Genomic DNA, 13253 nt, shown 5'->3' with positions numbered 1-13253 from the left:
GAGTAGGTTTTGTGTGTTGTTTGAGAACTGCTCAGTGGACACGGCACGCACGACGGACTCGAACCGAATCGCCTGCGCTGCTTGGTGATTCCCGATTCCGAGGCACCGACTCTCGGCCCCGGCGTCAGTCCCGCCCCGCCGACATGGTGGGGGCGGCCGCGCGGACCTAGACTCCGATCATGACCACCGACGCCACCCCGGAACTGGTCGTCTACCGCCGCCCGGGTTGCCCCTACTGCTCCCGCATGCGCCGAGTGCTCAATCGCCACGGCATCGTCCACCGCGAGGTCGACATCTGGCAGGACCCGGAGGCGGCCGCCTTCGTCCGCTCGGTGGCCGACGGCAACGAGACCGTCCCCACGGTCGTCCTGCGCGACGGCGACTCCGAACGGAACTGGGTGAACCCGCATCCCAAGCAGCTGATCGCCACCGTGACCGCGGACGCACCGAGCCTCACGGGCGGGCCGCGCAAGTTCTGGTCGTTCTAGCCGGGAATCCCTGGCGGGCAACGAATCTCATCGCGACCCAGAGTCGCACCGCGACGCGGAGAGCCCGCCGCGATCATGGAATCGCGGCGGGCTCTCGGTTGTCCGGCGGGCCTCAGCCCAGCAGGCGCCAGTCCTCCAGGCCGTCGTACAGCGGGAAGTCCTGCGCCAGCGTGGAAACGCGCTGACGCAGCGAGTCCAGGTCGGCGGAGCCGGTGAGGGCGGCGGCGATGATGTCGGCGACCTCGGTGAACTGCTCGTCGCCGAAGCCGCGGGTGGCCAGCGCCGGGGTGCCGATGCGCAGGCCGGAGGTGACCATCGGCGGGCGCGGGTCGAACGGAACGGCGTTGCGGTTCACGGTGATTCCGATTTCGTGCAGCAGATCCTCGCCCTGCTGACCGTCCAGCTGCGAGTTGCGCAGGTCCACCAGCACCAGGTGCACGTCGGTGCCGCCGGTGAGCACGGTGATGCCCTTGGCCTTGGCGTCGGGCGCGGTCAGGCGCTCAGCGAGGATCTTGGCGCCGGAGATGGTGCGCTCCTGGCGCTCCTTGAACTCCGCGCTGCCGGCGATCTTGAAGGCCACGGCCTTGGCGGCGATGGCGTGCATGAGCGGGCCGCCCTGCTGACCCGGGAAGACCGCGGAGTTCAGCTTCTTGGCGAACTCCTGCTTGGCCAGGATCAGACCGGAACGGGGGCCGCCCAGGGTCTTGTGCACGGTCGAGGACACCACGTCCGCGTGCGGCACCGGCGACGGGTGCAGCCCGGCCGCGACCAGACCGGCGAAGTGCGCCATGTCGACCCACAGGTAGGCGCCGACCTCGTCCGCGATCTCACGGAAGGCAGCGAAGTCCAGGTGCCGGGGGTACGCTGACCAGCCGGCCACGATCACCTTCGGGCGGGTGTCGCGGGCGATCTTGCGCACCTCGTCCATGTCGACGCGGTGGTCTTCCTTGGCGACGCCGTAGGCGTGGACCTCGTACAGCTTGCCGGAGAAGTTCAGGCGCATGCCGTGGGTGAGGTGACCGCCGTGCGCCAGATCCAGGCCCAGCAGCTTCTCGCCCGGGTTCATCAGCGCCATCAGCACCGCGGCATTGGCCTGCGCGCCCGAATGCGGCTGGACATTGGCGAATTCCGCGCCGAACAGCTCCTTGACGCGGGCGCGGGCCAGATCCTCGACGATGTCGACGTTCTCGCAGCCGCCGTAGTAGCGGCGACCCGGGTAGCCCTCGGCGTACTTGTTGGTGAGCACGCTGCCCTGCGCCTGCAGCACCGCGCGCGGCACGAAGTTCTCCGAGGCGATCATCTCGAGGGTGTCGCGCTGGCGAGCGAGTTCGCCGCCCATCGCGGACGCGACCTCGGGATCGAGTTCGGCGAGGGACTGGCTGTTGACAGAGGCGCTCGTCTGGGTCACGCCGCCGAGTCTATTGGCCGCTGCCGCCGAGCCGATCCGGGGGTTCTCTGTCTCGTTCATCGCGCACCTCCGTTGTCCGGGTACCCCGAATACGGTTCGGGGGTCGCCAGGCACCCAGGCGCGCGGTGCCGGACTTCGGTGCTTCCCGGTGGTTGCTTCCACCTCGAGTGCGCCAGTCGCGGTCCGGTCATCCTATCTCGCGACCGGCGGCGACCATCCGCCGGTCGCCACGCGCGAAGGAATCGTGCCCCGGAAATTGGGGGCAGAGGAATCGTCGGCGCAGGAGAGACGACCGAATCGCCGTGAGCGGTGGACATCACTATGAAATCAGGCTATGGCAGGGCAACAAATCTCGGTAATGTATCGCCGCGCTGGCACAGTTACGCCAGTGACATTGGCCCATCCGATCTTTCGAGGAATCTTTCATGAGCGCTGACGCCACCACCATCCAGTCCCTGATCTTCACCCTGCTCAAGACCATGTGCACCATGTCCAGCGGCGGCGCGTCCTGTGCCAGCTGGGGCGCGTAAGCACCAATCAGGACGTCGGGGAGTACCCCTCACATGCGGCGGATCGCGCCGGGTGTGAGGGGTTCGTCCAAGAGACGGCGAAAACGCTCGGACCGGTCTTCCGGATCGGCTGCCCGGTCCAGCCACCCTCCCAGCAATCGATATCCCTCCACATAGGTGGAGATATAGGCCCGCCACAGCGGCGATGACAGGAATCGCAGCGATTGCGCGGCCCGCTCCGGAGTGACCAGACTCCAGCGCTGCAGAAATTCCGACACCTCGCCGGCATCCCGCCGGCGATCGTGCAGCAGCAGCGCGGCATCCTGGCGCACGCTCAGCAGATTCGCGGACGCGTTCGAAATCCTTTCGGCGCGTTCGCCATCGAAGCGCAGCCCCAGGTCCGCGTAGATCTCCTGCGCCCAGCGGCCCCAGCCCGGGCCGACGATCGACTTCAGGGCCAGATCGGCCAGCCCCTCCGCCATCAGGCACTGCGGGGTGTTCACCAGGAACAGCGTCTGCTCGGCCTGCCCCGCGCCCACCAGCCCGGCCTCTTTCCGGCAGTGCTCGGTGTGATGACCCGGGTAGGCCTCGTGCGCGATCAGTTGCGGCAGCTGTGACATGTGCTGCTTGAGATCGGAATTGATGGCCACCCGGGATTGATAGTTGCCCAGGTAATAGTTGAAGCCCGACCACGGCTTGTCGCCCACCACTTCGTATTCCACGTGCTCGTTGTCCGGCAGCGGATAGCGGTCGCGCACGAGTTCCCGCAGCGCGCCGGAGAACGCGGCCACGCATTCCTTCAGGCGTTCGGGCGGAATCTCGTCCTGGCGGCGGTGCACGGTAATCCGGTCGAGCAGTTCGCCGTCACCGGGCAGCACCTCGTCCAGCTGCCGGTGTGCCTCACGGTAGTTCTCGGTATCGCCGGGGGTGATAGCCACGTCGAAGTAGGCCCGGACCTCGTCGACGAAGTTGATGTCCTCGCCGGCGAATTTGCGGCCCGAGCATTCCATCGCCCGCAGGTGCGCATCCAGGAATTCGACGCGCTCCGCGGGCAGGCCCGCCTCGGGCAGTTCCTTGCGCAGTGCGGCTGCCCCGTGGGCGATATCACGCGGCTCCGGCGCGGGCGCGTTCTCCACCTCGCGGCGCAGGCCGGGATCGCCGGTATAGGCGTCCACGAAACCCTCTTCGAGCCGGTCGAATGCCAGACCCAGCCGCAGATATTCAGTGACCAGTGGATGCGCTCTGTTCAATTTGCCCTCCGCTTCGCTCCGGGCGGGTTCGCGGCCCTGGAGGTCTCGATTCTTCCCTCCCTCCGCTCCTCCGCTGCGCTCCCCCGCTCCACTCAGTCCAGAATCGAGACGGGCCGCGAACCATTATGTCCTTCAGCCGCCCGTATCAGCCTGTCGTGCAACCTCACCGGATACGCCCAGGGGCTGAGGTGTTGCCCATCTCACTAGAGTTACCCGTCAGTAGCAACACCTGGTGTTCACCCGAATGTTGGAGCCGAGCACAATTCGGCTATGCGTGGAGTGTTGGCCGGATCGCCGGGCACGGCGACGATGCGGCTTCCCGAGAGCTGTTGTTGTCGGCCGGCCCGAATGCGGGGACACGAGTGTCGAGTACGGGGACGCGGGTCTCGAGTGCGGGGACACGAATAATGGCGCGGATGAGCGAGCCCAGCCCCTACGTGGAATTCGACCGCAAGCAGTGGCGCACCCTGCGCAAGTCGACTCCCCTGGTCCTCACCGAGGAAGAACTGGTCGGCCTGCGCGGTCTGGGTGAGCAGATCGACCTCGAGGAGGTGGCCGAGGTCTACCTCCCCCTGGCCCGTCTCATCCACCTCCAGGTCGCGGCCCGGCAGCGCCTGTTCGCCGCCACCGCCACCTTCCTCGGCGAGACCCACCCGGACCGTCAGGTGCCGTTCGTCATCGGCGTGGCGGGCTCGGTGGCCGTCGGCAAGTCCACCACCGCGCGTGTGCTGCAGGCGCTGCTGGCGCGCTGGGACCACCATCCGCGGGTGGATCTGGTCACCACCGACGGATTCCTGTACCCGACAGCCGAACTCACCCGGCGCGGCATCATGCACCGCAAGGGCTTCCCGGAGTCCTACGACCGGCGCAAGCTGCTGCGCTTCGTCACCGAGGTGAAATCCGGTGCGCACGAGGTGTGCGCGCCCGTCTACTCGCACATCGCCTACGACATCGTGCCCGGCGAATACCACTGCGTGCGCCAGCCCGACATTCTGATCGTCGAGGGCCTGAACGTGCTGCAGACCGGGCCGCGGCTGATGGTGTCGGACCTGTTCGACTTCTCGGTCTATGTCGACGCCCGCATCGAGGACATCGAGAACTGGTACGTGCAGCGCTTCCTGTCGCTGCGCAGGACCGCCTTCCAGGATCCGAATTCGCACTTCCACCACTACGCGAACTTCAACGACCAGGAAGCCAGCAACCAGGCCAAGGAAATCTGGCACAACACCAACCGCCCGAATCTGGTGGAGAACATCCTGCCGACGCGCCCGCGCGCGACGCTGGTGCTGCGCAAGGACTCCGACCACTCCATCAACCGGCTGCGACTCCGGAAACTCTGAGCTCCCCCGCCTCCCCGGGACTTCAGCGGACGGCTCGGTGCCGTCGGCAGTTTCGCATCCGTGCCGGCGGTTGGGAGCCGAACCTATTGTGGACGTACCCGGCGAGTTACCCTCGCCGCACGAGATCAGTCGTCACGTTGGTTCATAGCTTCCAGGCGGCATCGAGTCGGGCGGCGACATCGATATCGGTGGCTGCCTGGATGTGCGGTTTGGAGATCTCCGTGGCGATATAGCGTGCGACGAAGCGGCGGATCTCGTGGTCGACGCTGGCGAGAATGCGTAGCAATTCCCCGCGGCGGGTCGCGCTGGCGACATTGATGCGGACATTGCTGGGCTGCGGCTCGTCGATTTCGATGAGGACCCGCAGCGGCTCCGCGGTGCGGACGGTCAGGTGCAGGTGAATGGTGCCGTCCACCCGGAACGGATACCGATCCACCGCCAGATCGATGAGCAGGTCGACCTTGAGCGGGATCACCAGGTCGAACGAAATCAGGTCGTCCACTTCGCGATTCAGCCGTGGCCGCCCGAGCCGCACGGTGGCCGAGAGTTTCGCGAGCTTGCCGGGACCCGCCCCGATCGGCCCGAATTCGAACGCCTCCCCCGTGAGCTTCTCGAACGCCCCGGCTATCCGCTCGGTGGAGGCGGCGTATTCCAGGAATCGGCGGCCGAAGTCCTCGTAGCTGATGTACGGCACCGCCACGACCTGACTCTCGGCCGGGCCACTCAGCCCTTCACGCAGCTCGCTCATACTCCCCGACGGTACGGCAGCGACCGTCCCGCGAACACGGAAGCCATTGCACTGCAATGGAACCGTTGATTCGCCGTGTTCTACACCCCGAAGCGGCGGTGCCGCGCCGCGTAATCGCGCAGGGCGCGCAGGAAATCCACGCGCCGGAATTCCGGCCAGTACGCCTCGGTGAACCAGATCTCCGAATACGCGCTCTGCCACAACAGGAATCCCGACAGCCGCTGCTCGCCGGAGGTGCGGATGACGAGATCGGGATCGGGCTGGCCGGAGGTGTAGAGGTGCTGGCCGATGGCGTCGACGGTGATGGACTGGACCAGATCCTCGCCGGTCTCGCCCGCGTCCATCTCCTGGCGGACCAGCGAGCGCACCGCGTCGGCGATCTCCTGGCGGCCGCCGTAACCGATGGCGACATTGACGTGCACGCCGGTGCGGCCCTCGGTGCTCTTGGCCGCCTCGCTCAGGCGCCGGGCGAACTCGGCGGGCAGTTGATCGAGGGCGCCCACGATGCGGACGCTCCAATTCTGTTCCGGCGCAGAGAGTTCGTCGACGACGTCGGTGATGACCTCGAAGAGGGTCTCGAGCTCGTCGGAGTCGCGGCGCAGATTCTCGGTGGAGAGCAGGTAGAGGGTCACCATCTCGATGCCCGCCTCGCCACACCAGCCCACGAGTTCGGCGATCTTCAGCGCACCGACTCGATGGCCATGGCTGATATCGCTGAACCCGTTCTCCCGCGCCCACCGCCGGTTGCCATCGCACATCACGGCGACGTGCCGGGGATGTTGTTTGCCAGCCAGCTGCCTGGACAGCCGTGACTCGTATATGCGATATGGGAGTCCACGCACCTGACTCGCAATCTTCACGGCCGCAACCCTACGCCCCCGGAACGGATGGCGGAGCGACCGGGACAGACGAGCGAAACACCCGGGGCTCGTAGTGACGACAGCCACTATGAAGGGTGGCCCGCCGCCAACCTACGCTACCGTAGGTTACCGAGGAGGAAACTAATGGCCGAGGCAATACAGCCGGTCGACCCGGCGGTGGGGGTCATCGAAACCGTCCGCGAGGAGCTGGAATTCATCAAGCCCCGCATGCGCGGATGGATTCACGCCTGGGCCGTGGGCGTCGCCGCCATCGCGGTGATCGTGCTGGTGTCGGTGGCGAGCACCGTGTCGGCGAAGGCCGCCTGGTCGACGCTGGTCTACGGGATCACGGTGTGCGGGGTTTTCGGGATCAGCGCGACCTATCACCGGGTGAACTGGAAGACCGCGCGGGCCCGCATGTGGATGAAGCGGGCGGACCATTCGATGATCTTCCTGTTCATCGCGGGCAGCTACACACCGTTCGCCCTGCTCGGCGTGCGCGGCAGCGCGGGCACCGTCCTGCTGAGCATGGTGTGGGCGGGCGCGCTGGCCGGGGTAGCGCTGAAGATGCTGTGGCCCACCGCTCCCCGATGGGTCGGGGTGCCGTTGTATCTGCTGCTCGGGTGGGCCATCGTCCCGGTGGCCGGGACGCTCATCCACCACGTCGGCTGGACGCCGGTGATCTTGCTGCTCGCGGGCGGTATCGCCTACAGCGTGGGCGGGATCCTGTACGCGTCGCGCTGGCCGGACCCGTGGCCGGAGGTCTTCGGGCATCACGAGTTCTTCCACGCGGCAACGGTGGTCGCGGCGCTGTGCCACTACGTTGCCATCTGGTTCGTGCTGTTGCGCTGATCCGAGCAATTACTCACAAACGTGCAATCCGAGGCGAACGTTCTCTAAAGTCTGCGACGTGACCAGCAGACTCATCCTGTGGGCGCTGCGGGCGCCGGGGGGTCTGTCTGCTGTCGTCATGGCGTGCAATCTCGGTGGCCTCGCGGTGATCACCACCGAACTTTTCCTGAGTGGTTTCCTGAGCCGGCTCGGACCGGACTGGATGGCCACCTTCATTCAGGTGTCGATCTATCCGTCCATCGGCGCGCTGGTCGGCATCATGCTCGCGGTGCGGGATCGGCACCACTACTTCAGCTGGCTGGACCAGCGCCGGCCACCGACCGAGGTCGAGGCGAAACGGCTGCTGCGGCTGCCGGTCGCGATCACCGGACGGGCCCTGGCCATCTGGCTGCCAGGTGTGTTCGTGGCCGCCTTCGTCTTCGCGCACGCCACCGAGGACCGCAGCTTCCCGGTGGTGCTGTCGATGTTCACCCTGGGCGGGCTGGAGTCCGCGGCGCTGACCTTCCTGATCGTGGACCGGCTGATCCGGCCGACCATTCCGGTGGTGGCCGAGGTGCTGGACGAGACCGCGCACTGGAGCAATACCGTGCTGGCCCGGGTGCTGGTCACCTTCGCGGTGGCGGGCGCGGTGCCGCTGTTCATGTTGATCACGGTGCTGGCCGACCCGTCCACCGATGCCCAGGACCGCATTCGGACCGGGATCTACATGGCCATCGTCGGCCTGTCCGCGGGCGCGGTGGCGACGGCGGCGCTGGCCCGGGCGGTGGCGACGCCCATGCACACGCTGCGCGATGCGCTGGACCGGATCGCCCGCGGCGATCTCGACGCCCGGGTGACGATCAACAGCACCAGCGAGATCGGGCGGCTCGAGCATTCGGTGAACGAGCTGGCCGCCAATCTCAGTGAGCGCGAGCGCATGCGGACCGTCTTCGGCCGGCACGTGGGTACCGAGGTGGCCGAGCGGGCGCTGTCGGGCAGCCCCAGCCTGACCGGCGACATGCGGGTGGCGACCGCGCTGTTCGTGGACGTGACCGGGTCGGTGGCCATGGCCACCGAGCTCGCCCCGCACGATTTCGTGGCCAAGCTGAATCGGCTGCTGTCCATCGTGGTGGCGGCCACCGAGGACAATCAGGGCCTGGTCAACAAGTTCGAAGGCGATGCGGCACTGTGCATTTTCGGCGCGCCCATCGCGCTCGACGACAATGCCACCCCGGCGCTGCGGGCCGCCCGCCGCATACGCGACGAGGTGGCCGCGCTGGGCGAGCTCGATGTGGGCATCGGCATCGCGCGCGGGCTGGTGTTCGCCGGTGATGTCGGCACCGACACCCGGCTGGAGTTCACCGTCATCGGCGACGCCGTCAACGAGGCCGCCCGCCTCACCACCGAGGCCAAACTGGTGCCGCGCCGCATTCTGGCCAGTCAGGCGGTCATAGACGCCGCCTGCGACGCCGAGCGCACGCAGTGGATCCTGCACGACACTCTCCACCTCCGCGGCCGCAAGGAACCCACTCCGGGCTGGACCGACGTGGTGTCCCCCGGAGCGCCCCACCGCAACGGCAGTGCCCCGCAGGCCGGCCCGCGACCGGCCGCACCCCCGTCTTCGGAGTCCGCCGGCCGGGCCACGGATCGCTAATCATCAACCCGCGCAAGGGTCGGCCCTGCACCTGGCGGGACCTGGCAATACTCCGGTGAGAAACATGAACCGAACACCTCCGGGACTGTATGACCGCCCGCTCCGGGCGGCAACGGATTAAGCACCGGCGGCGCGGCCGGGCTCGGCCCGTCGAATCGCGGTGTCGTACCTGAGGAGTGGGCGCATGTCGTACTCGCGGGGGATTCGGTGCGGACCGGGACGCCGGACAGTAGCGCTATGAATGAAATCGGCGCGTTCGAGCGGACTTCGGCCGCGGTGTGGGCACGGCCGCAGCGGGCGGTACTGGCTTATCGAGCGATCGTGGTCGCGCTGATCGCGGGCGTGGGCGAGACGTTGGGACGCGTCGCGCTCGCCCTCGATGAGCCCGGGGTCCACGTGGCCGGCCTCGCCCTCGGGGTGCTGATCCGGGCGGCGATCTATCTGACGGTCTTCGCGCTGGCCGCCCGGATGCTGGCCGGAAACCTGTGGGCGCGAGGGATTCTCGTGGTGGGGTTGGGCACGCTCGGCCTGGCCTCGCTGGCGGTCGAGCCGCTGCGGGCGGCGCTGACGGCCGAGCACCTCGGTGACCTCTTCACGCACTGGACCCCGAATGCGGTGATACTCGGGCTGTTTCGCGCCGCCCACCTCATCGCGGTGCTGGTCGCGGTGCCCGCCGCGGTCATGGCCGGGCACCGCGTCGACAGCGCGACCTGAACGCCGGCCGTGCCCGCAGCAGCGATCAGGCGGTGGGCGGGGGCAGCAGGCCGGCGCGCACATCCTCGACCGTGGTGACCGGGAGGTCGCAGACCGAGCCGCGGCAGATGTAGGCGGCGGAGGTGTCGCGCACCGGAGGCCGGTCGGCCAGCAGCGGCTGGGAGCCGACGGGGCCGGACACGATCACCGATCCGCCCGGGGCGGCGGCGCGGGCGGCCGCCACCAGCGTTGCGGCCCAACCGGATTCGCCATCCGGGCCGTCCACCACGGCCACCTGGATCGGGCCGCGCAGGGCTGCCTCCGCGACGGCGAGCCAGTGGCCGGCCGAGCGGGGCGCGCGAGCCAGCAGCACCGCACCCCGGGTCAGGGTGTGATCGGCCAGCTGCCGGTAGCGGTCGGCCCGCTGCGGGTCGGTGAGGGCGGCCGCGGTGAGCAGCGCCTCCGCGAGAACCGACGTGCCGGACGGGGTTGCGCCGTCCAGCGGGTCGCGCGGCCGGGTCAGCAGGGTCTCGGCGTCGTCGGCGGTGTCGAACCAGCTGCCGGAGGTTTCCGGATCGGCGAAGTGGGTGATGGCGGCGTCCAGCAGATCCTGCGCCGCGTCAAGCCAGTCCCCCTCGGCGGTCTGGTGCAGCGCGAGCAACCCCAGCGCCAGCCACGCGTAATCCTCCAGCACGCCCGGAGCCGCGCCGGGCACACCGCCCAGCGAGGCGCGGCAGACGCGGCCGCCGGTCACATGGGTGTCGAGCAGGAAGCGGGCGCACCGGACGGCGGCCGCGATCCACTCCGGATGTCCGTGTGCCGCACCGGCTTCCGCGAGCGCGACGATGGCCATGCCGTTCCAGGCGGTGACCGCCTTGTCGTCCCGCTCCGGCTGCGGGCGGCGCGCACGGGCGGCGGACAGTTTCGCCCGGATCGCCTCGAACCGCTCGTAATCGGCCGGTGTCGGATCGGCGTACCGGGTCAGCACCGAGGTGCCGTGCTCGAAGGTGCCCGCCGTGGTGACATTGAAAACCTCTGCCGCCCAGGCGCCGTCGAGCGCACCGAGCACACCGTTGAGTTCGGCGGGCGTCCACACGTACGTGGCGCCCTCCACGCCCGGCCCGCCCGGTTCCAGGTGGGTGTCCGCGTCCAGCGCCGAGGCGAAGGCCCCCTGCTCGGTACCGAGGTCCGTCAGCAGGAATTGCACGGTCTCGCGAGTCACCCGCAGCGCCAGCGGTTCCCACGCATCGGTCGCACGCTCATCGGCCGACGCGTCATACCCCCGCCGCGCCAGATGCGCGTACACACGCAGCAGCTGGGCATTGTCGTAGAGCATCTTCTCGAAGTGCGGCACCACCCACGCCGCATCCACCGAGTACCGCGCGAATCCGCCCCGCAGCTGGTCGTAGATGCCGCCGCGCGCCATCGACTCGCAGGTGAACGAAACAGTCTGCAACACAGTCGGATTACCGGTCAGCTCGTAATGCCGGAGCAGTCCCTCCAGCAGGGCCGACGGCGGAAACTTGGGCGCGCCCCCGAACCCGCCGTGCTGCCCGTCCACGTCCTTCGACACCGCACCGACCGCATGCTCGAGCAACTCCGGCCCGATCCCGATCTCCGCATCCGGCAACCCCGCGGTCTGTTGCCGCAGCGCGTCGGCCACCTGCGCCGCCGCCGTGTTCACCTCGTCGCGCCGGTTCCGCCACGTCTCGCTCACCGCTGTCAGCACCTGGGTGAACGACGGCATCCCGTGCCGCGGCGTCTTCGGGTAATACGTTCCGCAATAGAACGGCTCCCCCTCCGGCGTCAGGAAGCAGGTCATCGGCCACCCACCCTGCCCCGTCATGGCCACGGTGGCATTCATGTACACCGCGTCCAGATCAGGCCGCTCCTCCCGATCCACTTTGATGCACACGAAGTTCTCGTTCATGACCGCGGCGGTGGCCTCGTCCTCGAACGACTCGTGCGCCATCACATGACACCAGTGGCATGATGCGTATCCGATCGACAGCAGAATCGGCACATCCCGCTCGGCCGCCTCGGCCAGCGCCTCCGCATCCCACTCCCGCCAGTGCACCGGATTCCCAGCATGCTGACGCAAGTAAGGCGATGTCGCGCTGCCCAATCGGTTCATATCCCCACCCTTCCACACCCGGCGCTCACGCAACACGACCCAGACGCAGCCTCGGGCGGTTCGGGAGCAGCGGGCGAGCCAGCTGCCGAAGCGGCGGGTGAGGAGCGGCATGACGATCCACACCATGGCCGCGACGGTGATCGGGATGAGCAGGGCGAGCCGCAGCGGCGACGGCCGGCATGCGCGGGACATTGACCGCGCCGATGCTGTGACCGACGAGCACGATGTCCAGGGTCGGACCGCTCGCCGCCGCGGTGAGTGTCTCGCGCCACGGATCGAGCCGCGGCGCGTCGGTGCCGGGCAGGTTGGGGATGACGACGCGGTGCCCCATGCGGTCGTGAATTGCGCCCGCCGAGGTGGCCGACGGCCGCTACTGTGCGCCGATGGCCGGGCTGATGGCGGTGCCGCCGCTCACATCAACCACATTGGCGGTGATCCAGCGGGCGTCCTCGGAGGCGAGAAAGGCCACCACATCGGCGATATCGGCAGGCTGCCCCACCCGGCCCAGCGCGGTCATGGCACTGATGCCGGCCCGCACCTGCGGATTGCCATCGAAAAAGGCGGCCATCCCCTCGGTCTCGGTCGCACCGGCGGCCACCGCGTTCACGGTGATACCGCGCGGGCCGAGCTGTACCGCAAGGGTTTTGGTGAGCACATCGATCGCCCCCTTGCTCATCGCGTAAGCCACCTGCGACGGGGCCGCCACCCGCGGTGCGCAGGAGGAGATATTGACAATGCGACCGCCATCGCGCATCAACGGTATCGCCTGCTGCGAAATGAACAGCGGTGCAGACACATTCACCGCGAAGAGACTGTCCACCGCCGCCGGAGTCAGCTGCTCGATCGAGCCGTTGCCACCGCCGCCGCCCGCATTGTTCACCAGAATGTCCAGCCGCCCGTCGGGCAGGCTCTTCGTCAGATCGCCGAACAGCGCGTCGATTCCGGCCGGCGTGCTCAGGTCGGCGCGGATGGCGAACGCCTGCCCGCCCGCCGCTCCGATGTCCGCCACGGTCTTCGCCGCCGCTTCGTCATCGTGTCCGTAGTGCACCGCGACCACCGCGCCGTTCGCCGCCAACCGCAGGGCAATGGCGCGGCCGATTCCGCGAGAAGCGCCGGTAACGAGGGCGAACTTGCCGATCTGAGACATTGGAACTCCTGTGCTCGGGTTTGTTTCCTTGACACAGACGTTCGCCGACCGCGCTCACCAAACCCTCACCGTCTGCTCACCGACGGCGGACGCGCCGTGTTGACCGCGGACCGGCACCTGGCGCGGGCTCGCCCGCGAAGCCCTCGGCGAGGATTGAACTTCCTTGTCCCCGCGAACGCGCCCAACTGGGG

Annotated in this window: 11 protein-coding genes and 1 riboswitch; of the genes, 5 read left to right on the top strand and 6 right to left on the bottom strand. The window is 68.3% G+C overall.

Annotated elements, in window-relative coordinates:
* Window positions 1–179: 179 nt before the first annotated feature.
* Window positions 180–488, top strand: coding sequence for a glutaredoxin domain-containing protein (locus tag ACWEQQ_RS22220; protein WP_354833436.1), 309 nt, complete (start codon window positions 180–182; stop codon window positions 486–488).
* A 112-nt stretch (window positions 489–600) separates the two neighbouring features.
* Here ACWEQQ_RS22220 and glyA read toward each other — a convergent pair whose 3' ends face one another.
* Both glyA and ACWEQQ_RS22210 read right to left on the bottom strand, forming a co-directional pair.
* The gene (gene glyA / locus ACWEQQ_RS22215) at window positions 601–1896 is read right to left on the bottom strand and encodes a serine hydroxymethyltransferase (protein ID WP_354833434.1); all 1296 of its coding nucleotides are present in this window, start codon (window positions 1894–1896) and stop codon (window positions 601–603) included.
* 105 nt (window positions 1897–2001) lie between these two features.
* A riboswitch (ZMP/ZTP riboswitch) is annotated at window positions 2002–2086 on the bottom strand.
* Between the two features lie 369 nt (window positions 2087–2455).
* Entirely contained in the window at window positions 2456–3655 is a 1200-nt protein-coding gene (locus tag ACWEQQ_RS22210; protein ID WP_452349515.1) for a DUF885 domain-containing protein, read from the bottom strand.
* A 407-nt stretch (window positions 3656–4062) separates the two neighbouring features.
* On the opposite strand from ACWEQQ_RS22210, the gene coaA reads away from it, so the two are divergent.
* A complete protein-coding gene (coaA, locus tag ACWEQQ_RS22205; protein ID WP_452342419.1) occupies window positions 4063–4995 on the top strand; it encodes a type I pantothenate kinase in 933 nt (310 codons plus the stop codon).
* Window positions 4996–5137: 142 nt separating this feature from the next.
* Here coaA and ACWEQQ_RS22200 read toward each other — a convergent pair whose 3' ends face one another.
* Both ACWEQQ_RS22200 and ACWEQQ_RS22195 read right to left on the bottom strand, forming a co-directional pair.
* Window positions 5138–5743 carry a hypothetical protein gene (locus ACWEQQ_RS22200; RefSeq protein WP_452349514.1) on the bottom strand — a complete coding sequence of 202 codons (606 nt, stop codon included), beginning with the start codon at window positions 5741–5743 and terminating at the stop codon, window positions 5138–5140.
* Between the two features lie 80 nt (window positions 5744–5823).
* Window positions 5824–6603, bottom strand: a complete 780-nt coding sequence (locus ACWEQQ_RS22195; RefSeq protein ID WP_354833426.1) for an isoprenyl transferase — start codon at window positions 6601–6603, stop codon at window positions 5824–5826.
* A gap of 144 nt (window positions 6604–6747) precedes the next feature.
* Here ACWEQQ_RS22195 and trhA point away from each other — a divergent pair, with 144 nt between their 5' ends.
* The 3 genes from trhA (at window position 6748) to ACWEQQ_RS22180 (ending at window position 9802) form a co-directional block, all read left to right on the top strand.
* A complete protein-coding gene (trhA, locus tag ACWEQQ_RS22190; RefSeq protein ID WP_452349513.1) occupies window positions 6748–7455 on the top strand; it encodes a PAQR family membrane homeostasis protein TrhA in 708 nt (235 codons plus the stop codon).
* Between the two features lie 58 nt (window positions 7456–7513).
* The gene (locus ACWEQQ_RS22185; RefSeq protein ID WP_452349512.1) at window positions 7514–9088 is read left to right on the top strand and encodes an adenylate/guanylate cyclase domain-containing protein; all 1575 of its coding nucleotides are present in this window, start codon (window positions 7514–7516) and stop codon (window positions 9086–9088) included.
* Between the two features lie 237 nt (window positions 9089–9325).
* Window positions 9326–9802 carry a hypothetical protein gene (locus tag ACWEQQ_RS22180; protein ID WP_452349511.1) on the top strand — a complete coding sequence of 159 codons (477 nt, stop codon included), beginning with the start codon at window positions 9326–9328 and terminating at the stop codon, window positions 9800–9802.
* Window positions 9803–9827: 25 nt separating this feature from the next.
* Here the strand turns inward: ACWEQQ_RS22180 and ACWEQQ_RS22175 are convergent, their stop codons facing one another.
* A complete protein-coding gene (locus tag ACWEQQ_RS22175) occupies window positions 9828–11915 on the bottom strand; it encodes a thioredoxin domain-containing protein (protein ID WP_452349525.1) in 2088 nt (695 codons plus the stop codon).
* 370 nt (window positions 11916–12285) lie between these two features.
* Window positions 12286–13062, bottom strand: coding sequence for an SDR family NAD(P)-dependent oxidoreductase (locus ACWEQQ_RS22170; RefSeq protein WP_452349510.1), 777 nt, complete (start codon window positions 13060–13062; stop codon window positions 12286–12288).
* Between the last annotated feature and the right edge of the window lie 191 nt (window positions 13063–13253).

It is taken from the genome of Nocardia sp. NPDC004123, assembly GCF_053603795.1.
This window is presented reverse-complemented; position numbering and strand designations above follow the sequence as displayed.

What these genes read in the sequence shown, in the direction of transcription:
- ACWEQQ_RS22220 (WP_354833436.1), top strand. Translation starts at nt 180, where the DNA reads ATGACCACCGACGCCACCCCGGAACTGGTCGTCTACCGCCGCCCGGGT.
- coaA (WP_452342419.1), top strand. Translation starts at nt 4,063, where the DNA reads ATGGCGCGGATGAGCGAGCCCAGCCCCTACGTGGAATTCGACCGCAAG.
- ACWEQQ_RS22200 (WP_452349514.1), bottom strand. Translation starts at nt 5,743, where the DNA reads ATGAGCGAGCTGCGTGAAGGGCTGAGTGGCCCGGCCGAGAGTCAGGTC.
- trhA (WP_452349513.1), top strand. Translation starts at nt 6,748, where the DNA reads ATGGCCGAGGCAATACAGCCGGTCGACCCGGCGGTGGGGGTCATCGAA.
- ACWEQQ_RS22180 (WP_452349511.1), top strand. Translation starts at nt 9,326, where the DNA reads ATGAATGAAATCGGCGCGTTCGAGCGGACTTCGGCCGCGGTGTGGGCA.
- ACWEQQ_RS22175 (WP_452349525.1), bottom strand. Translation starts at nt 11,915, where the DNA reads ATGAACCGATTGGGCAGCGCGACATCGCCTTACTTGCGTCAGCATGCT.
- ACWEQQ_RS22170 (WP_452349510.1), bottom strand. Translation starts at nt 13,062, where the DNA reads ATGTCTCAGATCGGCAAGTTCGCCCTCGTTACCGGCGCTTCTCGCGGA.